The 20,031-nt window shown below is 57.5% G+C and carries 24 protein-coding genes and 1 pseudogene; 3 read left to right on the forward strand and 22 right to left on the reverse strand.

The features are described 5' to 3' along the window. From H7A76_RS22075 to H7A76_RS22125, 12 genes and pseudogenes are all read right to left on the reverse strand, one after another. The gene (locus tag H7A76_RS22075) at window positions 1–327 is read right to left on the reverse strand and encodes an Arc family DNA-binding protein (RefSeq protein WP_185700462.1); all 327 of its coding nucleotides are present in this window, start codon (window positions 325–327) and stop codon (window positions 1–3) included. A 17-nt stretch (window positions 328–344) separates the two neighbouring features. Next, a complete protein-coding gene (yejK, locus tag H7A76_RS22080) occupies window positions 345–1,346 on the reverse strand; it encodes a nucleoid-associated protein YejK (protein WP_185700463.1) in 1,002 nt (333 codons plus the stop codon). Further along, window positions 1,346–1,576, reverse strand: coding sequence for a type II toxin-antitoxin system HicA family toxin (locus H7A76_RS32430; protein ID WP_260498052.1), 231 nt, complete (start codon window positions 1,574–1,576; stop codon window positions 1,346–1,348). Before H7A76_RS32430 ends, yejK begins: the two co-directional genes overlap by 1 nt. Continuing rightward, window positions 1,569–2,087, reverse strand: coding sequence for a hypothetical protein (locus H7A76_RS22085; RefSeq protein ID WP_185700464.1), 519 nt, complete (start codon window positions 2,085–2,087; stop codon window positions 1,569–1,571). Before H7A76_RS22085 ends, H7A76_RS32430 begins: the two co-directional genes overlap by 8 nt. A 174-nt stretch (window positions 2,088–2,261) precedes the next feature. Beyond that, window positions 2,262–3,611 (reverse strand): replicative DNA helicase, encoded by a 1,350-nt coding sequence (dnaB, locus tag H7A76_RS22090; protein WP_065365356.1) that lies wholly within the window; start codon window positions 3,609–3,611, stop codon window positions 2,262–2,264. After that, on the reverse strand, window positions 3,608–4,207 hold the full coding sequence (locus H7A76_RS32630; protein WP_185700465.1) for a hypothetical protein: 600 nt from the start codon (window positions 4,205–4,207) through the stop codon (window positions 3,608–3,610). The genes dnaB and H7A76_RS32630 overlap by 4 nt, the downstream gene beginning before the upstream one ends. A gap of 62 nt (window positions 4,208–4,269) precedes the next feature. Further along, window positions 4,270–4,959 carry a DUF2786 domain-containing protein gene (locus H7A76_RS22100; protein ID WP_185700466.1) on the reverse strand — a complete coding sequence of 230 codons (690 nt, stop codon included), beginning with the start codon at window positions 4,957–4,959 and terminating at the stop codon, window positions 4,270–4,272. Next, a complete protein-coding gene (locus H7A76_RS22105; RefSeq protein WP_085597407.1) occupies window positions 4,959–5,240 on the reverse strand; it encodes a hypothetical protein in 282 nt (93 codons plus the stop codon). Before H7A76_RS22105 ends, H7A76_RS22100 begins: the two co-directional genes overlap by 1 nt. Before the next feature lie 277 nt (window positions 5,241–5,517). Next, on the reverse strand, window positions 5,518–5,901 hold the full coding sequence (locus tag H7A76_RS22110) for a hypothetical protein (protein WP_185700467.1): 384 nt from the start codon (window positions 5,899–5,901) through the stop codon (window positions 5,518–5,520). Next, complete coding sequence (locus tag H7A76_RS22115) at window positions 5,898–6,644, reverse strand: hypothetical protein (RefSeq protein WP_185700468.1); 747 nt, start codon at window positions 6,642–6,644, stop codon at window positions 5,898–5,900. The genes H7A76_RS22110 and H7A76_RS22115 overlap by 4 nt, the downstream gene beginning before the upstream one ends. A gap of 1 nt (window position 6,645) precedes the next feature. Then, window positions 6,646–7,518 (reverse strand): ParA family protein, encoded by an 873-nt coding sequence (locus tag H7A76_RS22120; protein ID WP_185700469.1) that lies wholly within the window; start codon window positions 7,516–7,518, stop codon window positions 6,646–6,648. Between the two features lie 535 nt (window positions 7,519–8,053). Beyond that, window positions 8,054–8,259 (reverse strand): annotated as a pseudogene (locus H7A76_RS22125) (RNA polymerase subunit sigma); the annotation flags it as partial. Between the two features lie 281 nt (window positions 8,260–8,540). Here H7A76_RS22125 and H7A76_RS22130 point away from each other — a divergent pair. Next, window positions 8,541–9,584 carry a hypothetical protein gene (locus tag H7A76_RS22130; RefSeq protein WP_185700470.1) on the forward strand — a complete coding sequence of 348 codons (1,044 nt, stop codon included), beginning with the start codon at window positions 8,541–8,543 and terminating at the stop codon, window positions 9,582–9,584. A 76-nt stretch (window positions 9,585–9,660) separates the two neighbouring features. Here the strand turns inward: H7A76_RS22130 and hpaI are convergent, their stop codons facing one another. Genes hpaI through H7A76_RS22150 form a run of 4 tightly spaced genes read right to left on the reverse strand, consistent with a single transcriptional unit; the run spans window position 9,661 to window position 12,429 of the window. Continuing rightward, window positions 9,661–10,425: a 4-hydroxy-2-oxoheptanedioate aldolase gene (hpaI, locus tag H7A76_RS22135; RefSeq protein ID WP_185700471.1), complete on the reverse strand. Its 765-nt coding sequence runs from the start codon at window positions 10,423–10,425 to the stop codon at window positions 9,661–9,663. 24 nt (window positions 10,426–10,449) lie between these two features. Continuing rightward, window positions 10,450–11,253 (reverse strand): 2-oxo-hept-4-ene-1,7-dioate hydratase, encoded by an 804-nt coding sequence (gene hpaH, locus H7A76_RS22140; protein ID WP_185700472.1) that lies wholly within the window; start codon window positions 11,251–11,253, stop codon window positions 10,450–10,452. After that, window positions 11,247–11,951, reverse strand: coding sequence for a flavin reductase family protein (locus tag H7A76_RS22145; RefSeq protein WP_185700473.1), 705 nt, complete (start codon window positions 11,949–11,951; stop codon window positions 11,247–11,249). Before H7A76_RS22145 ends, hpaH begins: the two co-directional genes overlap by 7 nt. 19 nt (window positions 11,952–11,970) lie before the next feature. Further along, window positions 11,971–12,429 carry a VOC family protein gene (locus H7A76_RS22150; RefSeq protein WP_185700474.1) on the reverse strand — a complete coding sequence of 153 codons (459 nt, stop codon included), beginning with the start codon at window positions 12,427–12,429 and terminating at the stop codon, window positions 11,971–11,973. Between the two features lie 147 nt (window positions 12,430–12,576). Here H7A76_RS22150 and H7A76_RS22155 point away from each other — a divergent pair, with 147 nt between their 5' ends. Next, window positions 12,577–13,155 (forward strand): MarR family winged helix-turn-helix transcriptional regulator, encoded by a 579-nt coding sequence (locus H7A76_RS22155; protein ID WP_221775334.1) that lies wholly within the window; start codon window positions 12,577–12,579, stop codon window positions 13,153–13,155. A 460-nt stretch (window positions 13,156–13,615) separates the two neighbouring features. On the opposite strand, the gene H7A76_RS32440 is transcribed toward H7A76_RS22155, so the two are convergent. The 4 genes from H7A76_RS32440 to H7A76_RS22175 form a co-directional block, all read right to left on the reverse strand. Then, complete coding sequence (locus H7A76_RS32440) at window positions 13,616–13,924, reverse strand: hypothetical protein (protein ID WP_260498053.1); 309 nt, start codon at window positions 13,922–13,924, stop codon at window positions 13,616–13,618. Window positions 13,925–14,062: 138 nt separating this feature from the next. Next, window positions 14,063–14,677: a LysE family translocator gene (locus tag H7A76_RS22165; protein WP_185700476.1), complete on the reverse strand. Its 615-nt coding sequence runs from the start codon at window positions 14,675–14,677 to the stop codon at window positions 14,063–14,065. 34 nt (window positions 14,678–14,711) lie between these two features. Beyond that, a complete protein-coding gene (glyA, locus tag H7A76_RS22170; protein ID WP_185700477.1) occupies window positions 14,712–16,022 on the reverse strand; it encodes a serine hydroxymethyltransferase in 1,311 nt (436 codons plus the stop codon). 44 nt (window positions 16,023–16,066) lie between these two features. Beyond that, window positions 16,067–16,831, reverse strand: a complete 765-nt coding sequence (locus H7A76_RS22175; RefSeq protein ID WP_185700478.1) for an ArpA protein — start codon at window positions 16,829–16,831, stop codon at window positions 16,067–16,069. 203 nt (window positions 16,832–17,034) lie between these two features. Here H7A76_RS22175 and H7A76_RS22180 point away from each other — a divergent pair, with 203 nt between their 5' ends. Further along, a complete protein-coding gene (locus H7A76_RS22180) occupies window positions 17,035–17,490 on the forward strand; it encodes an Lrp/AsnC family transcriptional regulator (RefSeq protein ID WP_185700479.1) in 456 nt (151 codons plus the stop codon). A 304-nt stretch (window positions 17,491–17,794) separates the two neighbouring features. On the opposite strand, the gene H7A76_RS22185 is transcribed toward H7A76_RS22180, so the two are convergent. Together H7A76_RS22185 and H7A76_RS22190 are read right to left on the reverse strand one after the other, a co-directional pair. Then, on the reverse strand, window positions 17,795–18,829 hold the full coding sequence (locus H7A76_RS22185) for a hypothetical protein (protein WP_185700480.1): 1,035 nt from the start codon (window positions 18,827–18,829) through the stop codon (window positions 17,795–17,797). 140 nt (window positions 18,830–18,969) lie between these two features. Next, entirely contained in the window at window positions 18,970–19,929 is a 960-nt protein-coding gene (locus tag H7A76_RS22190) for a LysR family transcriptional regulator (protein WP_185700481.1), read from the reverse strand. Window positions 19,930–20,031 lie beyond the last annotated feature (102 nt).

The following is a 20,031-nucleotide window of genomic DNA, read 5'->3' on the forward strand; positions in this document are numbered from 1 at the left end:
TTACACCCCCGCGCTGGAGTTCATAGCAGGGAATGACGCACCCGGAGTACCGCACTTGAACAGCTCCAGAATCTCCTGGACGTCTTCAGTGGTAGGGGAGTTGGCTTGAAGCAGCCGATCAATGATCCTGTATGCGCGCTCAAGATCTGCCTGGAGCGGGTTGGCTGCATAAACCTGGCCAACCAGGAGTGATTGTTCCAACCGGTTAATAATCTCGCTGTTCATGGAGCGGGTGTTTTCCCGTGCGACCTGGGCAATACGATCACGCATACCATCAGGAAGTCGGACGACGAATTTGTCTGCAGTGCGGGAAGTAGTCTGGTCCATACAATGTCTCCTGATGATCAACGGCGCTTGAGCTGATCGACGAGCTGGGTAGGAAGATTTTTGATAGTCAATGCGCCGCTATCGGCGTCGTAGATCACATTCGTGTCTAGAAGGTGAGCTTCGAAAGTGATGGACAGGCCCTCGGCGCGGCCGGTGAAGCGGCGGAACTCGTTGAGGGTGCGCTTGTCTGCCGGGAATTCCGTCGACAGGCCGTAGTCCTTGTTGCGGATATGGTCGTAGAACGCCTTCGGCCGGTCTTCGTCGATCAACTCCGACAGTTCTTCCAGGCCTACCGGTTCGCCGAGCTTGGCCTGGCTGCTGGCGTAGTCCACCAGGGCCTTGGTCTTCTCCCGCGCCGAGTCCTCGGGCAGGTCTTCGCTTTCGACGAAGTCGCTGAAGGCCTTGAGCAGGGTGCGGGTCTCGCCCGGGCCGTCGACGCCTTCCTGGCAACCGATGAAGTCGCGGAAGTATTCCGAGACCTTCTTGCCGTTCTTGCCCTTGATGAATGAAATGTACTGCTTGGACTGCTTGTTGTTCTGCCACTCGGAGACGTTGATCCGCGCCGCCAGGTGCAGTTGGCCCAGATCCAGGTAACGGGAGGGCGTCACGTCCAGCTGGTCGGTCACCGCCACGCCTTCGCTGTGGTGCAGCAGGGCGATGGCCAGGTAGTCGGTCATGCCCTGTTGGTAGTGAGCGAACAGCACGTGACCGCCCACCGACAGGTTGGACTCCTCCATCAGTTTCTGCAGGTGGTCCACAGCCTTGTGACTGAAAGCTGTGAAGTCCAACTCTCCGTTGAAGAACTCCTTCAGCCAGCCGCTGAGGGGAAAGGCACCGGACTCTGGATGGAAAAGGCCCCAGGCCTTGCCCTGCTTGGCGTTATAGCTTTCGTTGAGGTCGGCGAGCATGTTCTCGATGGCCGCGGACTCTGCCAGCTCCGAGTCGCGGGCGTGCAGAACCGCTGGGGTGCCGTCAGGCTGCTTGTCGATGTGATGGATAATGAGGTGACGAATTGGCATCAGCTGATTTCCTTCGAAAGTAGAGTGGTGCGGTCCGCACGGCGCAGGTGTGCTCGAGCATTTCGCTCTGATCTGTGATCGCCCGGTGTCGCGGACGTGTAGATGTCAGAGCAACCTGTCTTTTTGAATCTGAGGTGCCCCCCTGCCGAGCGGGAGACGTCCCAGCCATTGCTGATCGCAAACTCGACGAGATGGCGTAAGCGTTCGTGTACCTTCGGGGGCCTACTCATTAAGTTCTGTCCTGAGTTGGTTCCCTGCTTGTATGGCAATAATTTCTGGATCGTGGCCTGGGTACTTCGAACCGAGATCCATGAGGAAGAACCTCGCGGCCTCTCTATCGCCAGGTATGCGAAACGCAACTGTGCAGTATTGAGTGATGGCGTCATCATCCAGTCGCGGAAGAACCGTGACCTTCATCGAGCACTCGAACAGGTGCCGCGGTACCCACACCGACCAGAAGTAATTCGACAGAAGCGGGCCTGGGCACAGAAGGGCAACCTCCAGTGTTCCGGATGAAGTTGGGGTCAGACGCACATAGCCAAGGTTCTCCATCTCTGCGAAGTTGTCGCACATGGCTCCAGGAACGATCGTGCTATGGTCACGTACCAGCCTGGTTATCGCTTGTGAAAGCAGATCCAGCTCCACTGCATTCACGCCTGCTCTATGAGCGTGTACTAGTGCCGACTGATTGAACTCAGCGTCGGCATGGATCTTAGGAAAATAGGTGGTGCTACTTCTCATCTAGCACCTCCTGCAGTGGCTCGACGTCGTAGCTATTGCACAGTGGGCAGATCCACACCTCGGTCTCATCACAAAACTTGTGTGGCTCTGGAAGCCAGTGCTGAACTTGCTTGAGGGAGTGATGGGTGTTGCATGATCGGCACCAGTGAGTGAGTGCGCTTATGCTTTGCGAGGTCATGCGCAGCCTCCTTGCCAACTGGCAGGGGCCAGATTTTCGAAGCGAGTCTGCTGTGGGATGAAAGCTGCCCGTGCAAAACCGACCGGTCCCTGGCGTTGTTTGCCGATGATGATTTCGGCGATGCCTTTATGCTCGGACTCCGGGTGGTAATACTCATCTCGGTAAACGAACATGATCACGTCAGCGTCTTGTTCAATAGCACCGCTTTCGCGCAAATCAGCGTTGACCGGGCGTTTATTTGGACGTCCCTCAACGCTCCGGTTGAGTTGAGAGAGGGCAATAACTGGGCAGTCCATTTCTTTGCCAAGCGCTTTCAGTGAACGAGAAATCACACTGATTTCGTTGTTCCTGTTTTCCTCACCTACCGCGCTCATTAGCTGCAGGTAGTCGATGAGGATCAGCTTTGGCTTGCCGAAGCGCCGGCTTGCCCTCCTGGCCTTTGCCCGTAGCGCAGGTGGGGTCAGTGAGCTGCCGTCATCAATTACAAGCCTATCCCCGAAGCCATTAAGCTGATGGACTGCATTTGTTAGCTTCGGCCAATCCTCATCCTCAAGCTTCCCCTTTAAGAGCTTGGTCAGATCTACGTGGCCGATGCTGGAGATCAAACGAAATAGCAGGGCCTGGGCCGGCATTTCGATGCTGTAGACCTGGACCGATTCATTGTCTGAGCATTGACGTAAAGCCGCGTGGACGAACTTTAAGGCTAGAGCCGTTTTTCCCATCGACGGCCTGCCGGCAAGAATGATGAGGTCGGTCGGTTGAAAACCTGAGGTCATCTCGTCTAGATCGTCGATTCCGGACGACACTCCGGTCACAGTCACATTCCCGTTGAAATGCTCGTCAATCTTGTTGACCACCTCTCCGAGGGCTTGGTTGACGTCGACGAAGTCGGAGCGTGTTCTGTTCTGAGCGAGTGCAAAGAGTTGCTGCTCGATCGATTCCTGGACGTCAGTAGCTACTGCTGTGCTTTCAGCAGCGTCGCGAGAGCATTGGTAGCCGAGGGACATGAGACTGCGCAGGTGAGATCTGTTCCGAACGATTTCTGCGTAGCGCTCGATGTTGGCCACTGATGGAGTATTTCTTGCGAGATCTCCAAGGTAGGCCAGGCCACCAACTTCCTCTGGTTGAGACATCGACTCGGATACCGTCACGATATCGAATGGATGATCCTTATCGGCTAGGGAGGCTATGGCCTGGAAAATCAACCGATGCTCACGTTTGAAGAAGTCTTCAGGCACAAGCAGGTCGGCAATGAGATCCCAAGTATTGTTGTCGAGCATCAGACCGCCCAGGACACCCTGTTCGGCTTCTGTCGAATGAGGCGGCGTAAAGTCGAGAGGGTTCACGGAGTGACCTCCCGGCGTGCCCAGAAGCAGTAGGGTCCGCCTTCTTCAGTGTCATGAATAGCCAGGCAGAACCAGCCCTCGCCGGCAGGCATAGAGGGCTCCCAGTAACTGCAGTCGGGACTATCAGAACTGAAATAGCGATCGGCAATTTCTTCAGGCGCGTCTGTTTCAAGACTGACTGAACAGATTTCTAGGCCTTGCTCCTGCAGCCAGAGTTTGGATTTGTCAGGATCTTCGTCAAAGTTTGGAAGGTCGGGATGGGCGAACATCCCCTCGTCATCCCGCTGAACAGGGTAGGGCTGGATCAACTGCATCCGATCGAGTCGCTCGATCTCCGCAAGGATTAGAGCCCCCGCTTTCACCAGATCGCGGCGACGGTCATCGCTGGGTTTGAATGTCTTTTTGTCCCATGGCCAGGCACTGCTGCTGCATCCAGGCTTTCCTGCCAAGACTGCGTACACCGCAGCGGCTTCTGCCAGCTCGTTTCGCACGTACACGTCATCACGATGGATGGAGTAGCCTTCCTCTGTCACCTGGCGGTGACGCTCTGTGATCACGCTGTGTGCTGCCTTGTTCATACGAAGACCTTCGGGCATGGTGCGTCCCCTCAGTGCATGGGAGGTTGGGAGCAGAGCTGGATGGGCTGTTGTGGTGTGAGTCATCGTCCACCCCCAATCGACATCCGTTCTTTGTGGCTGAGGCCTCGGCCCAAATTTGCTTGCTTGCCCTGTTGCCAACCTGCCTGCCGGGACCGAATGTCATGTCCCTTGGCCTCTGGCCGGTCCAGGTCCATGTATTCAAGAGTTGGGTGATGGAGGCTGATGTAAGCCTTGATTTCATCGCGGGGTTCCGCGTCAGCCCCTGCGAACTGGGCGACTTTGTAGCTGATAGCGCTCAACCAACCATCGACGAAGAGCTCCCCTCGGCGGCGTTTGGTTTTGAGCTGGCAGCGCTTCTGCAGAGCGACATGTGCCTTGCGTTGCATCACCAGTTGGTGGTGCAAGGCAGAGTACGCATAGGCCGCTAACTCAGGGCCGATGCCGATGCCCATGAACTTGATCGACCAGCTCTCCAGGCCAGAATGGAACGCTAAGTGCTCACAATCGAAGGCACGGGCACAGGTCGCCGCAAGACGGTGCAGCCAGTCTTTAGGTGGGAGAGCGGTGCGAGTGGGGACACAAACCTCCTCAACTGCATGTGCAGCCACCTCAAGGGACTCGAGGTTGTACTGTTTCATGAGGTGGCGGGCCTGCCGAAGTGCTGTTTCTGCTTCGTTCGGACTGGCGCCACAGTCGTTTGCCAGCGCGAGTAGCTTGCTGACCTTGTCGAGGACTTTCTGCTTATCCATCACGCGACCTCCGTTGATGACAGGGGAGGTAAGCTGTCGATAGCGAACCTTTCGCCTTCTCGCGTTGCGCGATAAACGACTTCATCCTGAGGGCAGAAGGCGGGAGGTTTACCAACGATCATGAGCCCCACACTGACAAGCTCATCGAGCTGCCGGGCGTCGTCGCCATCTGGGCCGGTAAGGAAGTGGTTGCGGCATACCGATCGTTTGTCACAGTCGTTCGGAGACAAACCGAGCGTGTGCCACAAGAGCTTGAGCTGGGCATCGGTAACGTGCGTCATGGCTTCAGCTCCTGGGGCAATGGAGCTTGGCCAGTTCTAGCTGACAATGCGGCTGCTTTTGCATACCAACGGGCCGCAGCCAAGACAGTCACGCACACCAGGGTAAGGACGCTCAGCGCAGCAAGAAGGTATGCGCAGAAGATGGCGCCCTGCAGCGCTAAGCCTGCGTAAGGCTCCTTGTAGATCGCAGCGAGGCAATAGGCCAACGCAAACGCTGCTGAACAGTTCATGGCGTACAGGCACAGAAAGCCCGCACAGTGAAACAGGCGTCTTGGGCTCATGAGCGATCCTCCATAACCTTGTGGAGAGGGTCGGCGCCGAGGAATACCTCTTCTGGCACGTCGTCCCATTCTTGGCGTATTGCCTCGAAGTCGCCGGAGTTCCAGCAGCGAAGAAAATCCAGAGGGGATTCACATGGATTGGCCAGGGCGTAGGCTATGGCAGCTACAGCAGCATTGGGCTGGTAAAGCTCCAGCTCGATCACTCCGTCGTCGCTGATCTTCAGGTTGTCGCTGTCTACCGGATACTTCTGTCCATCCAGGCTCAGCATGAGTTGCTGGTTCGTGAGGGCTTCATTTCGGCGAATGATGGTGCCCAGCCGGGCACGTAGCATCTGGAGGGTGACAGGCCGGATGCTTTTACTTGCATAGGAGCGGCTCATACTTCACCCCATGCATTCAGGGTCAAAGCGCTCTTCCAATGCAGAAGCGTTGTTTCTTCCGCAGCGGTGAGGGGAGCCCGGGCCAGGCAGTCAGCTACCTTCTGTTTCAGTGCGTTCAGACGCTCTTCAACGTCTGAGCCATCGTCATAGGCAATATCACTGGCTAGGGCTTGAATGAGCTCGGAGCGTGCTGAGACGATGCGGCTTTTCAGGTATCCCAGGGGAGTTGTCCAACTTCCTGCTTTATGGGCGTCATCCAGGCACTTCATCCATTCCTGGTTGTACTTAATCGGATCGTAGAAGCCGATATGGACCCCTGCCCGGTTGAATACCAGCGCGTCTTTCAGCACTTCTAATTGCTGCTCAACTGTTTCATGAAGCAGTGGGAACTCAGCAGCGATCAACTGTTTCGCCTGTGCATTACGCGCATCTTGGCGGCGTTTTGTGGCTTTTTCGTCTCGAACTCGCTTCTCCTTGGCGTGCTCAATGTGGTTGTTCACTGACTCGATGAGCGTGGCGGCATCAAGTAGTAGTTGGCGTTGCTCATAGCTGAGCTGCTCGCTAATCCGCCCCGACAGGCCGGAACCCATGGAGCCTCCGGAACCGAGCTTGCGTACTTCGCGTGCGGTACTGGTGAGTCTTGTTTGGACGCTGCGCAGCTCAGTTGAGCCATAACGGCTATTCAGGTTCTGCAGGAACTCAGATGTGATCCCTGTTGGCTGGGTTATGGGGGATTTAGTCACTTCAGTTCCCCCCTTTGACGATCTGGGCTACACGCTCCTCAGTCATTGCAGCGAAGCGTTCATGCCATTCCGGAAAGGCCTCAGTGGCCAATTGTCGGAGGATGCTCAGCGCCGAGGGCGCAAGGCGATTCGATGGCTGCCGGTACTCCAAACGGTGTGCCGGGATGCCTTTGGATGCGGCGGTTTTGAAAACAACAGCGTGGGGTATGGTGGTGTGGAGCACGGAAACTTCAGGGGTGCCGTCAAACACTTCCCTGACTGTTTCGTGTATTTGGCGGGCATCAACGGTTTGATCCAACCCATTGATGATTATGTTGATATGAGGAATGGTCAGGCCGAGGCGCGCATAGCTGCGCAGGCCTTCCATCATGTGGATGGTGCCGCGGTTGAACTCGCGTGCCGCCAGCATGTTAGGAGGGAGGGGGGATAAAATTATGTCAGAAGCCAGAACGACCATCTCAAGCATGGCCGAGCGGGCGCCCTGAGTATCGAAGATAATCAGGTCGTACTGGGACTCGAACTCCGGCATCAAATTAGCCAGGCGAAGCCGGCCATCAGGTGCCTGTAGCAGGAGGTTGTTGAGCTGATTGTTGACGTCGTTCGAGACTATGACATCGAGGTTGGGGATGTTGGTACGGGAAATAACCCGGGCCGGATCGGTTTCATTGAAGGCCAGGAGCTCATAAATTCCGCCCGGAGCTTCGTGAATCAGGGGGAAATAGGATGACGCTGAGGGTTGGACGGGATCCAGATCGATCAGCAGAGTGCGCAAACCTGCATCTGCAGTGAACGCACCGAGGTTGGTCGAGCCGGTTGTTTTGCCAGTTCCACCTTTGGTGGAGATTTTTCCTGCTTTTTTCGCCTTCTTTTTCATCGTGATGCCTCTAATGTGAATGTCATTAGAGGCTGCTGGGCTCGCAAACTAGTCCTAGGGTGCCGTGAAAACCCCTTCCTAGAGCAGTTCAGTCCAATTGTCTTTTAACCAATTGGTCGTAGGTTCGAATCCTACACGACCCACCATATTCAAGGTCGGATGCGAGACCAGGAACCAGGCGATACAAGCCGTTCCGCTAGTAGCGCAGACGTCTGGAACGAGCAAAGCCACGTTCCTGGATGATGTACACATGAAAAGCCCACTACCGGTGACGGTCAGTGGGCTTTTTCGTTTTAGCAGTCTAGAAATCAGTTTCGCCTTGGCACGAACTGCTCCAATTCGACGCTCGTATCTGGAACCCTCGCGCAAACATCGACTTGACGATGCCCGGCGCCGATCAGGCCGAGAAAAACTTAACGCCGTGTCCGGGATTAGTTGACCACTACAACCGCTGCAAGGCGGCCAGCACGCGGTCGGTGTCTATCAGGGGGGAAGACACCGGTGAGTGGCAGGGGAGTTGCGACTGGACGAGATAGCCACTGCCTCCGGCCAGCAGGAAGGCCTTGCGCACCTTGGTCGGCATGCTGTCGAGCATGGCGTCGATCTGCATCAGGGTTTCGATCAGGATTGCGCGGGTTTCCAGCGAGGGGCTTTCCGCTTCGGTCATGGCGGCCAGGCTTCCAGATAAGCCTGTTTGATGCGTTAGCGACGCCACTGGTCGATGACCAGGTTGCGGGCGATTGAACATCACGCAAGAACGAACTGGATGCGAACCCGATCCCATGAGACCTGCCGGAATTCTCTGCGGGCTGCGCTGGACTTGAAGCGTTCCGCTGAATGCCCGCCGGGCAACAGGTTCGAGTTGCCGTCCAGGGGCAGGGGATAGCTTTGCACGAGGAGCGAAGTGAGGCGCTCGCATCTGCATTTCATTCGGCGCACTCTGGCAAATATTGCGCTGCGTCCCCAAGCCAGTAATCATGGCCGCTCGACGTCCCGTACCAACGCTTATCAAGGATCGATACATGAAACTGTCCTGGCCGCGTTTTACCCTGCCCGCCGCATTGCTTCTTTCTCTTTCCCTTTCCGGCTGCGTGTCCGATCTTGAATCAGGCGCCTACGGCAGCATGGACGATCCGCGTTACGCGCAGTTGCTGGACCAGGTGGACGCGGCGCTGAAGGCGAACATGGCGGTGGTATTGGTGGCCGATGTGATGCCGCACAAGTCGCTGAGCGATGCGCTGACCATGACCCAGTGGACGCCGACAGCGATCTGGGAATACGAGAAGGACCCGAAGATAACCTTCGGTCGCAAGTTCCAGACCAACGCGTTGCAGAGAAAGCCTGGCGAGACCTACCTGTTCAAGGCCTTCGAGGTGCATATCCTGCCCCCCGGCAAATACCTGCTGACCGGTGGCGACGACTACCAGATCCACGGCTTGCTCGACCAGATCGGCGCCCGTAGCGGCCCGCCCGGTTCGGGGCGTGGCGCCAATGGCACCGCCTACCTGTCCCCCGAGCTGTATCGCGAGTACTACCGGGAAGAGGTCTGGAAGGACGCCACCTATGGCAGCGAGATCAAGACCGAGAAGGTCTGTACCGCCGTGCACGTGGCGTCTGGCGCCTGCGTGGCCTGGGGCGAGCAGCAATATACCCAGACCACGCAGGGTTCTGGGGCCGGGTATTACCAACAGACCGATTCCCGCGATGTACCGTCGATCAAGGTCCAGGCGCGCCTGCCGGTGGACAAGGCGCTGGCCAGCTTCACCGTCCAGGGCGGGCAATTGCTGCTGGCCCCGCGCATGCACCTCAAGACCCCTGGCTACAAGTACCAGCAGTCCAAGTGCCGGGCGATCGATCCGAAGAAGATCGAGTGTCCGCTTGACAACCTGACCGTCTACACCTGGCCGGCGCCCATGAGCTTTACGCAGAATCTCATCGAGCAACGCGTCCTGAGCGACAAGCACCGGCAACTGCTGTCCAGGCTCCAGCCCATGCAGATCACGCCGCTGGGCAAGCAAGGCATGGAAGACCCGATCTGGGGCGTGCCATTGTCGTTGTCCAAGTAGCGGCGTCGAGCCCAGCCACTCCCAGGTCGCCGCGAGACGGCCTTGGGAGCCTTGCCAGCGCTGTGCAAAAGCCGCCTCAACACAACTGCCCAAACGTTTCCCTGAGTGCCTTGGCACCACTTACCAGCAGCCCCACATCGGAGCCTACCGCGACAAACACGGCACCCAGCTGCAAGTAGTGGCGAGCCAGCACCGGGTCGCTGGTAAGGATGCCCGGCGCCTTGCCGGCCGCGCGGATGTCCCGGATGGCCCCTGCGATGGCGTCCTGCACCTCGGGGTGCGCCGGGTTGCCCAGGTGACCGAGGGAGGCGGCCAGGTCGGCAGGCCCGATGAACACGCCATCGACCCCCGGGACCCGGGCAATGTCCGCCAAGGCCTGGATGCCAGCCCGGCTTTCCACCTGCACCAGGGTGCAGATCTGTTCATCGGCCGTCGCCAGGTAGCCGGGGATCTGCTGCCATCGCGAAGCGCGGGCCAATGCCGCTCCCACGCCGCGGATGCCATGGGGAGGATAGCGGGTGGCGGCAACGATGCTGGCCGCCTGCTCGGCGCTTTCCACCATGGGAACCAGCAACGTCTGGGCCCCCAGGTCGAGCAAGTGCTTGATCTCCACGGCATCGTCGCTGGCCGCCCGCACCACCGCGTGGGTAGGGGACGCCGCCAGGCACTGCAACTGGGCCAGGGTCGATTGCAGCGTATTGGGAGCATGTTCGTTGTCGATCACCAACCAGTCATAACCGGTGCCCCCAAGCATTTCCGCGGTGTACCCGTTGGCCAGGCCGAGCCACAGGCCGATCAGGGGAGCCCCCGTCACCAGGGCCTGCTTGAATTCGTTATGCATGACTACCTCTTGCACCTGCAGTGCTCAGATAAAACGGCAACCCACGCTGCCCAATGCACCGAAGTCGGCGTGGAATGTATCGCCAGCCTCCGCCCGCACCGGGCGAATGAAGGAGCCGGACAGCACGATGTGTCCTTTCTCCAGGGCGGTGTCGAACACCGCCAGGCGCCGGGAGAGCCAGGCAACGCCGTTGGCCGGATGGTTCAGCACGCCTGCCGCCAGGCCGGTTTCCTCGATCACGCCGTTGCGCAGGAGCATGGCGCCGATCCAGCGCAGGTCCAGGTCGTCGACGCGCACCGGGCGCCCGCCGAGGATGATCCCGGCATTGGCGGCGTTGTCGGAAATGGTATCGACCACCTTGCGCGGTCGCTGGGTGTCGGGGTCGAGCTGTTCCGAACGGGCATCGATGATCTCCAGTGCCGGCACGACATAGCGCGTCGCATCCAGCACATCCAGCATCGTCACCTCCGGGCCCGCCAGGCGACGATCGAGGATGAAGGCCAGTTCGACCTCGACCCGGGGCAATATCAGGCGCTCGCGGGCAATCTCGCCGCCATCGGGCCAGAGCATGTCGTCGAGCAGCACGCCGTAGTCGGGCTCATCGATCTGCGAGGCCATCTGCATCGCCCTGGAGGTCAGGCCGATCTTGTGCCCGATGATCCTCCGGCCACGACCCAGTTTCGTCTCGACCCAGGCACGCTGGATGGCGTAGGCATCGGCGATGGTCATGTCCGGATGGGTGAGTGAGAGCTGGCGAATCTGTTCGCGCGAGCGTTCGGCGGCATCCAGGCGATGGGCGCATTCCTGTATTTCATGGGCATTCAGCATCGTTCTTTTGCGCCTGTTTGCGAGGTGGAGGGTTCCCGCCATGCCAGCAGTTCCTGTTCGCGGCCCTGGGCCTTCAAGGACTGCCAGGCCTGTGGCGTCGGTGTCGGCATCTGGAAGTCCGCAGACACTTCGCAGTACCAGCCGGGACTGTGCAGCCGGCCGATCAGGGCCATGGAGGTCGGGTCGATGAACATGCGGGTCACGTCGATGATCGCTTCCTCGCACAGGTGCGTACCGACGATGTCGGCGAGGATGAAGGTACGCACGCCATCGATGTCGATCAGTTGGCGAACCCGGCACTCCATCGAGCAAGGGCTCGAGGCGATGCGTGGAACACTCACTTGCTGGCCGGGCAGCATCTGCAGGCCGGCCTCGAGGGCCTCGTTGACGTGGGCATCGAAATCGATGGAGGTGACGGTCATGCGCCCGGCCATCGGGGCCGAGACCAGGTTAACCACGAACTCCCCACGCTCGATGATATTGCGCGCGGTGTCCTTGGGTTCTCCCGAGCGCGAGCCGATGCACAGGCACAGCAGCGGTGGGTCTCCCGACATCACGTTGAAAAAGGAAAATGGCGCGACATTGACCGCCCCCGATCCATCGCGGGAACTGACCCAGGCGATGGGGCGAGGGATCACGGTGGAATGCACCAGGTTGCTGCGCTGCTCCGGGCTCAGCGCCTTCATATCAAAATACATGGCTATGTCCTGAACGGTTTCAACGATTGGCGGTGGGGGTCTTGTCCTGGTTGGCCGAGTCGACGCCAGGGCGCCGCTCGCTGGCCTGGTGCAACTCGATCAGGTTGCCGGCCGGATCGCGCAAGAACAGCTGTTTCAAGGATGGCGAGGCCACATTGTCGAGGGTGAAGTACTCGATACCCCGCTCCACGAGCACCTTCTCGGCTACCTGCACATCCTCCACCGCAAGCGCGAAGTGGTTGGAGACCGGGTCCTGGTCAGGGCGCTTGGCGTATTGCGAAACGCCATCGCACCCCAGGATGTGCAATTGGGTGCCATTGGGCAGGTTGAACCACGAGCCGTAGATACCCGGGATCTTCCAGCGGGCCGGGTCCTGGGGCAGTGAAAGGACATTGCGATAGAAGTCCAGCATGGCATCGGCCTGGGCGTTGTTCACGCCGAAGCCTACGTGGTGAAGCTCAACAACTTTCACGGACATTGCGTTTTCCTTGTTGGTTTGCACGCGCTGGCCCCGGGAAGGGGCGTGATAGCAATATCGAAATATAGTACGAGTGGCGTACTATACGGATAAAATACTATTTCCCCTTGGTATGATTGGCAACCTCCTCATTGACCCATGTCGCCCATGTCCCGCTCAAAACCACCTGCATCCAAGCCTGTCACCAGTCCCGAGCAAGGCTCCGGAAGATCTTTCGCCGCATCCGCCGCGACCCGTCCACACCTCGCCCTGATGCGCGATACCGCCGAAGGCGCGACCGATCGATCCCGTGCCGGATTGGGTCTGCTGATGCTCTGGCTGTGCGATGACATCGAGCAACGCGCCAATGCCAGCCTGGCGCCGTTCGGGCTATCGGAAAGCAAGTTCGACCTGCTGATGTTCTTCGGCCTGGCTGAGCGGGGCCTGATAGAAAGCCAGGCGGTCACGCCGTCCTACATTGCGGATTACTTTGGCGTGACCCGCTCGACGGTGACTGGCCTGCTCGATTGGCTGGAGAAGCGCGACCTGCTCAGGCGCCGCTTGAGTACCGAGGACCGGCGCAGCTTCGCTCTGGAGTTGACCGAGCAGGGGCGTGAGTTGCTGGAGCGGTCCTTGCCGGTGTTCTGGGGGATGTGTGAATCCCTGACCAGCAGCCTGGACGAGGATGAATGCGCGCTGCTGCAAAAGGTTCTTGGCAAGCTCTGGGTGCAGCTGAAAGCGGATTGAGCAGAAAAGGCTCCTGGCAGTTGTCATCGCACAGTTGCAGGGAAACCAAACAAGGCATGTTGATAACAACTAGGCTAATCGCACCATCTTTATGGATTCTCAGGCCGCCTCTGTGCACTAGATAGCCCGAGTCCTCAGCCTTGGTGCCATTGCTGATCTGAAAATGCTTTATTTTTGCAAATAATTGTATTTAACCGGTCATGGATCATAGTCACAGTGACAGATCGAAATTTTTTACCGCTTGATAAGTCTTTTCTTTCTCGTATGGAGTGGAGTGATGCCTACGTCAACTGTGACCTGAGCCAGCCAGGCGAATAAGCAGTAAAAGAACCCGTGACCACCGAGATGATTCGATTGATCTCTAGAGGTGTTAGCCAAGTTTTTTGGACTCGACTGCCGAGTAAGGTCCAGGCAGATCTACTGGTATCACCAGCAGTGCGTGCATGCCCATGAACCCGGCCTATTCTTTCAGGCTGGCAAAGGCGCTTATCGGCGCGATGAGCGAAGCAATTAGCAGGCCTTTGGGGGCACGGCCAATCAGAATAAGTGCAGGCCGGATAAACGATTCCGTTCCGGATCGAGGGTGCTGTTTTTGCGTCGCCACACAGTACAAGAAAGTTGAAGCAAGTAGCAGGCGGTGGCTAGCTGCATGCCTCTCATGGCCCAGGGAGACCAACAGGGCATATGGAATAAAATCCCCCAGACAGAAACCTGAAGCAAATACGCCAGACTCTCGATAAATGTCATGCGCCATGAACGGCAAACCCAAACAGTGCTCCGGAGCGCATTAACAGCGTATTTGTTAGGCCAGGAACGATCAGTAGCAATACAAGTGCCGATTTTTGCCCAACATATGCAGTCGATCCTCACTCGAAAGCGATTTCCTGTCTTTCGATGGATTGCGCTGCTAGCTCAGCATAAATGACCAGACGGTCGTCGCTATCATCAAAAACGCGAAGCTGATGTTAAGTAATCGATTCCAAGTGGGGTGGATGAAGAACTGGCGCATCTTGCTGCCCGCAAAGAGCCACAAGAAATCGAATCCCGCACAAACCAGCAGGCAGATCAGTACTTTTGCGCCTTGTTCCCAAGCAGGCGCAATACCTAGCGTGAAGCCGCCCAGCAGCGCCGCAAACGCAGCGTATGCCTTGATATTCGCGACGCCCAGGATAAAACCGGCGCCCCAGCCGGGTACGACCACTGACTGTTCATCCTTGATGGGCGGCGCGCTACCAATGTTGTAGGCAAGCAGCAAGATATACACAACGGAGACGGCCGTCAGTGCCGTCGCTAACTTGGGGAACTCCTGGAGAATGACGTACAGCCCCGTAGCAACCAATACCATGGCAATCATCAGGCCCAGCGTGATACCGACAAAGAATGGAGTTGATCGTCTTATGCCATAAGTTGCCCCACTCGCAGCCAGGGCCAGTGTCGCTGGGCCAGGGCTTGCCAGTAACGCAACGGCGGCAATGGTAAATGTCAATGTCGCCTGGTAAATGGGCAGTACGGTGTTGGGCATAGGGGGATGTCCCGCTGAAAAAACGCGTAGTGGCTTATCGAGGGAGTCCGTTCTCGTGGCAGTAGTAGACAGTTCTGTGGTTCTTCATGAAGTCAATCACGGCGTTGGCGACGGCCATTGGGTCCTCGTTATGCAGTAGAACCTTGGCAATCTGCTCGGCGATCCATGCCATTTCCCGTTCTTTCATCCCCAGACGAGTTGCTTCGACGGTGCCTAGCCTAATTCCTGTCTCCGGGCCGTTATCCCAAGGCAGTGGCATTTCATTGGCGATGATGTTCGCGGCCTCCAGGCGCTGTACCGCCTCGCGGCCACTGATAAAGGGTTTTGAGTCAATCACAATCTGATGGGTGCGGGTGTAACCCCGCTCTCGATGGAAAACCATCACGCCCCGGTTCTCTAGACTTTCAGCCAACGCTTGTGCGTTTTTTACCACCTGTCTCATATAGGTCTGTCCATATTCCAGCATCTCGGTGGCCGCCACGGCGAGAGCCGCTACCCGGTTGATTTGGTGACTGCCTGTCAACGTCGGGAAAATCGTTTCATGTACTGCTGGAGTCAATGACGCTTCGTTCCAGACAATCAGGCCGCCTTGGGGGCCACTGAAGGTCTTCCCGGTAGAACCGGTCATCAGGTCTGCACCCTCTGTCAGCGGGTTCTGGAACAAGCCTGCGCTGATCAAACCCAACTGGTGGGCGGCATCGAAATATACTTTTCCATTCCATGAAGAGACGATGCCCTTGATGTCGGCAACAGGTAGGGGGAACAGAGTCAACGTCATCCCCAGGCCAATCACTGCTGGTTTAGCGACTCGGGCTATTTCGCTGAGCCGCGTAAGGTCGATGTCTAGGGTGTCGTGCATAAAGGGAATGTCCATTACCTTGAGTCCACGCACGCCGGGAGGGCCTTTGCTTCTATTGCTCGTATCCCCACCCTGGGGCACAGGCACGCTCATGATGCAATCACCTGGGTGGGTCAGGGCCGTGTAAGCCGCGAGCACCGCGACCATTCCTCCCATCAGTCGATGGTCGGCATACTGGGTGCGAAAGACAATTTTCAACAGCTCTACACAGAGCGATTCCAATTCATCGATATTCTTCATGCCCGAAAAAAATCGATTGTCGCGTCCTATATGGCCGCCCGATGCGCGCGTGCCAACTTCACTGGATAGCAACGCGCGCACGGATGGGCTGGTAGGCGACTCAGCGGCTACGAGATTGATGCATTGCCGAGCGCGCCACTGTTCGTTTCGAGCGACTGCCGCTCTGACCAGGTCAGCCATCGCCGCGTGAGATCGAGCCTGTTTGAGTAAGGCACTGGCCTGCTGGAGGCATCGGGTATCGTGCATGATTATCCTCTCCTGGAACCACGTAACGACTGGCTGACCGCACCTTACCTCAGGCTTTTGGCTGCCTCCGCGTTCTGATCTTCCCACCAGCGATCATTGCCATGCAGGCTGCGGGCGAGGTCTTTTTCGGCAGCCCAGGTCATGTTGAGGATTATTCGAATGGCGTCTTCGTTGAGCGGGATGGTGCGGTGCAGCGTGGTGTCCGTACGCAGGAAATAAATATCCCCCGTCTTGAAACCGTAAGTCGCAATTGGATTGCTACACAGAAGCTCGTGAATCCTTGGATTGGTCTTATCCCATGAGGTATGAGGCACACATTGCAGCATCCCTCCTTTGGCGATCGGCGGTGTTTCGATGATCCAGATCAACGCGAAACTATAATCGCCCCAATGCCAGCCATGGGTGTCTCCTTTACGTTCTTGCTTGGTGATTAAGAATTCCTCGTCCTTGGAGACCGAGGCAATAATTTGTGTGTCCGCAATCCGAGAGAGGGTGTCTAGCAGTACTTTGGACTTCGATAGTGCGTTGATCAGTGGGCTGTTTTCTGCGATGAACTCACTGCGCACTACACTCATATAACGAGGTGTGTTGTCAGTAGTGGCAAGGTGCAAGTCTCGACGTTCGAGTTGACGGTCTATAAGTTTGTTAACTTCTATGGTTATTTTTTCACGTAATTGATCGTCAACGATGTCTCGTAGCTTTAAAAATCCATTGCGAGAAAATTCATGGCGTAATGAAAAGATTTTATCCTCTGTGAAGATTTTGCAGTGATGTTGTTGTAGGCGAGTCTCATCAGGCAAGTAGTTCATTTCAAACCCTCGATAAAGATAAAATTCATCAAGTTGAAATAGAGGTATCGCGGAACGCCCTTTGGAAAATGTACCGCTAAATACTGCTTGTGACTGCAGGAAAAACAATAGGCAGCGAACTCCAAAAAAACCATTATTTTTTTATAAAATTGTGGTATGTAAGATTCTCCTGGCGTTTCATCAATATTTGTAAGGTGAAATTAATGAAGAAGCTTACAAAAATCGATCAGAGACTAGACCCCATAGATCGCGCATTGATTATTGCCATTCACCAGAACGCCCGGGCATCCATACGTTCGCTCAGTCGACAGGTGGGGTTGTCGGCTCCCGGTTGTAGCGAGCGTCTTAAACGTCTTGAGGCCACAGGTGTTATTAGTGGATTCAACGTAGAGTTGAATGCCCAAGCTCTTGGCTACACGCTACAGGTCCTGGTAAGGGTAAAACCCTTTACCGGAAACTTTCACTCTGTGGAACAATTGCTAGCAGAAATGGCAGAGTGTGTCGTTTGCTATAAGATCACCGGGGAGGACAGCTTTGTCTGTCATCTTTATATTGATTCTGTCAGCCATCTGGATATTACGCTGCAAAAGATTACACCCCTGGCTGAAACTAATACTTCAATTATAAAATCAATCCACAAGAAGCTCCCCGATTTCTGAGAAGGTTAGGCTGCTAGTACAAGTTGTAAGCTTGTAAGGCAATGGTGAGATTTGCCCGGTTTGGCTCTGGCACGGGGAGACTAAGGGCAATTGAATTTTTAATTAACTCAAATCAAATGGTTCTTTTTAATGAATAGCTTCGTCAAGCTCCTTGATTTCGAGCTTGCTAGTAATCCTAGTGCCGTATTGGGATGCAAAATTTTATTTGCAGTCTGGAGGTGCCGAGGCGTTAGGGGGAATCAGGGGCGAAGCTCGGCCCGATGGCGAGCCGGCTTCGTAGGGCAGGAGCGGTGCGACGACGGTTCTACTTGCCCGGTTTCTTCAGGCTGACCGGCAGGCCCCAGACCAGGTCCTCCATGCCTTTCTCACCCAGTACCTGGGTCTTCATCGGCTCGATGCGCGCCAGCACCTGGCGGGCCGCCTCGCCCAGGGTCGGCTGCTCTTTGCCGATGAACCTCTTCGTCAACTCCATGGGGGCGGGGCGCATGTAGACCTGGATGTCCCGCAGGGCACACTTGATGTTCTGCGTGTCCACGGCCTTGCAGGTTTTCGGGTCGTAGTGCACGCCCGGAGTCTTCAGGTGGAAGCGGTCGCTGAGCAGGATCTGGCCCGGCTTGATGGTGAAGGCCAGCGGGGCATAGGCGTCGGGTATCTGCGCTTGCAGCTTGATGGATTGGACGTCCTGGATCTTCGTGCCTTCGGTCCAGCCGCCCTGGGAGACCTGCTCGCGCTGGGTGTAGTTCTGTTGTGACCAGCTCACGCATTGGCCGGACGCCATGTGCACGGCACTGCAGACGTTCTGGGAGTAGGTCCTGTCGGCATAGGAGGCATCACGCCAATAGTCTTCCTTGACGAACCGGCGATACAGCACGGCGGACAGGTTCACCGCGCCCAAGGGGGTGGCCCCCGGCTGGCCCTTGGGCGCCTTGATGTCGGCCAGGGTGCTGTCGATCTTGTAGTCGATCCCGCCGGACAACAGGTAGGTCCCCGGCGGGATGATGTTGACCTCGAGGAAGTCCCACAGATAGACCGCCTCCTTGATCTTCTCCAGGTCGTTGTTGGCGAAGGCCTGCATGTAGGCGATGCCGGGCATGTCCTTGTTCTTGAAAATGACCCGGTGCGAATAGCTGGAAAGATCGGTCACGCTCTTGTTGGGCATCAGCGCCGGCACCAGCACCACGGACATGCCTTCGCGGGTGGCCTGGTCGAGCATGTCCAGCAGCTGGTTGGTGGGGTTCTGTTGCGGTGGGCTGGCGGGGCCGCCAATCGAGGCACAGGCTGCCAACAAGCTGGCGGGGGCCAGGATTGCCAAGGGACGCAGGCTTTTTAGAGTTTTCATTGGATGTCCTTATCGGCACTAGGCCATGACGGGGTACTGGGGTTGCGGCGACCGAAGTGAGTGGATGGGCAGCACCGGGAGTTCCAACCTGCCTTCGACTGGGTCACTGTCGAACAGCCTGATCGGCGTTTTCAATAGCATTAAAGCCCCAGGGATGGAAAGCGCACGATGTTCTCCGGAGCCGGCGGCAATTCCTGGCTGGCTTGCCGGAAGCGCTCCAGCAGGAAGTCCAGCAATACCCGCACTCGTGGCACCTGGTAGCGGTTGCGATGGAGCAGGGCGTAGATGCCAGGTTCCGCCACCGCATAGTCGGGCAGCACCACTCTGAGCCGGCCTGCCCGCAAGTCTTCTACCGCATCCCAGATGGTCTTGCGGGTGATGCCGCGGCCAGACAGCGCCCACTGCCGGGCCAGGGCCCCGTCGTTGGTCTCCCAGGCTTGATCCAGTGCGATGCGCAGGGTCTGGCGCTGGCCGGCGACGTTGAAATGGTAGTCGTTGAGCGGGCCCGAGGCCGTGACCAGGATGATGAACCGGTGCTGCGCCAGATCCTCCGGCGTCTGCGGCGTGCCGTATTGCTCCAGGTAGGCCGGGGATGCGCACAGCACCCGCCAGTTCGGCGCCAGCAAGCGGGCGACCAGGGAACTGTCCTGGGGCTGGCCGAAGCGGATGGCGATGTCCATGTCGTCCTCCAGCAGCCTGGACAGCGAGTCCGTCAGGGTCAGTGCCAACTGCAACTGCGGATGGGCCTGGCTGAAGGCCTCCAGCCAGTGGTTGAGCTGGTGGCGTCCGAAGTCGGCCGAGGCGCCAATGCGTACCTTGCCCTGGACCCGGCCCTGGCCTGCCTGCAGGGCCTGCTCGGCATCGGCCAGGGATTCCAGGGCGATCCGGCAGTGCTGCAGGTACAGCCGCCCTTCGTCGGTCAGGCGCAAGGTGCGGGTGGTGCGGTCGAACAGTTTCACCTGCAGCGCCGCTTCCAGCTTGGCCAGGCGCGCGCTGGCCGCCGCCGCGGAGAAGCCCAGCTTGCGCCCGGCCGCGGAAAGGCCGCCCAAGGTGGCGGCTTCGACGAACAAACGTATGTCACCCAGTCGATCGGTCGCCATTGTTCATCCAGATTTGAAAGTCATTGAATGGTTGGCTCAATTATCAAATATGGATTCAAGTCGCACCATACCGGCTCCCATCGACCTTCATTCCACCCGTGG

Source organism: Pseudomonas sp. MSSRFD41, from assembly GCF_014230245.1.
GTDB lineage: Bacteria > Pseudomonadota > Gammaproteobacteria > Pseudomonadales > Pseudomonadaceae > Aquipseudomonas > Aquipseudomonas piscis.

Bases quoted from the DNA above. Each gene is read 5' to 3' on its own strand.
- H7A76_RS22150 (WP_185700474.1), bottom strand. From the start codon at position 12,429: ATGTCCGTGAAAGTTGTTGAGCTTCACCACGTAGGCTTCGGCGTGAAC.
- H7A76_RS22105 (WP_085597407.1), bottom strand. From the start codon at position 5,240: ATGACGCACGTTACCGATGCCCAGCTCAAGCTCTTGTGGCACACGCTC.
- H7A76_RS32430 (WP_260498052.1), bottom strand. From the start codon at position 1,576: ATGAGTAGGCCCCCGAAGGTACACGAACGCTTACGCCATCTCGTCGAG.
- H7A76_RS22145 (WP_185700473.1), bottom strand. From the start codon at position 11,951: ATGTATTTTGATATGAAGGCGCTGAGCCCGGAGCAGCGCAGCAACCTG.
- hpaH (WP_185700472.1), bottom strand. From the start codon at position 11,253: ATGCTGAATGCCCATGAAATACAGGAATGCGCCCATCGCCTGGATGCC.
- H7A76_RS22120 (WP_185700469.1), bottom strand. From the start codon at position 7,518: ATGAAAAAGAAGGCGAAAAAAGCAGGAAAAATCTCCACCAAAGGTGGA.
- hpaI (WP_185700471.1), bottom strand. From the start codon at position 10,425: ATGCATAACGAATTCAAGCAGGCCCTGGTGACGGGGGCTCCCCTGATC.
- H7A76_RS22100 (WP_185700466.1), bottom strand. From the start codon at position 4,959: ATGGATAAGCAGAAAGTCCTCGACAAGGTCAGCAAGCTACTCGCGCTG.
- H7A76_RS32630 (WP_185700465.1), bottom strand. From the start codon at position 4,207: ATGCCCGAAGGTCTTCGTATGAACAAGGCAGCACACAGCGTGATCACA.
- yejK (WP_185700463.1), bottom strand. From the start codon at position 1,346: ATGCCAATTCGTCACCTCATTATCCATCACATCGACAAGCAGCCTGAC.
- H7A76_RS22190 (WP_185700481.1), bottom strand. From the start codon at position 19,929: ATGGCGACCGATCGACTGGGTGACATACGTTTGTTCGTCGAAGCCGCC.
- glyA (WP_185700477.1), bottom strand. From the start codon at position 16,022: ATGCACGATACCCGATGCCTCCAGCAGGCCAGTGCCTTACTCAAACAG.
- H7A76_RS22175 (WP_185700478.1), bottom strand. From the start codon at position 16,831: ATGAACTACTTGCCTGATGAGACTCGCCTACAACAACATCACTGCAAA.
- H7A76_RS22165 (WP_185700476.1), bottom strand. From the start codon at position 14,677: ATGCCCAACACCGTACTGCCCATTTACCAGGCGACATTGACATTTACC.
- H7A76_RS22085 (WP_185700464.1), bottom strand. From the start codon at position 2,087: ATGAGAAGTAGCACCACCTATTTTCCTAAGATCCATGCCGACGCTGAG.
- H7A76_RS22110 (WP_185700467.1), bottom strand. From the start codon at position 5,901: ATGAGCCGCTCCTATGCAAGTAAAAGCATCCGGCCTGTCACCCTCCAG.
- H7A76_RS22155 (WP_221775334.1), top strand. From the start codon at position 12,577: ATGTCCCGCTCAAAACCACCTGCATCCAAGCCTGTCACCAGTCCCGAG.
- H7A76_RS22185 (WP_185700480.1), bottom strand. From the start codon at position 18,829: ATGAAAACTCTAAAAAGCCTGCGTCCCTTGGCAATCCTGGCCCCCGCC.
- H7A76_RS22075 (WP_185700462.1), bottom strand. From the start codon at position 327: ATGGACCAGACTACTTCCCGCACTGCAGACAAATTCGTCGTCCGACTT.
- H7A76_RS22180 (WP_185700479.1), top strand. From the start codon at position 17,035: ATGAAGAAGCTTACAAAAATCGATCAGAGACTAGACCCCATAGATCGC.
- H7A76_RS22130 (WP_185700470.1), top strand. From the start codon at position 8,541: ATGAAACTGTCCTGGCCGCGTTTTACCCTGCCCGCCGCATTGCTTCTT.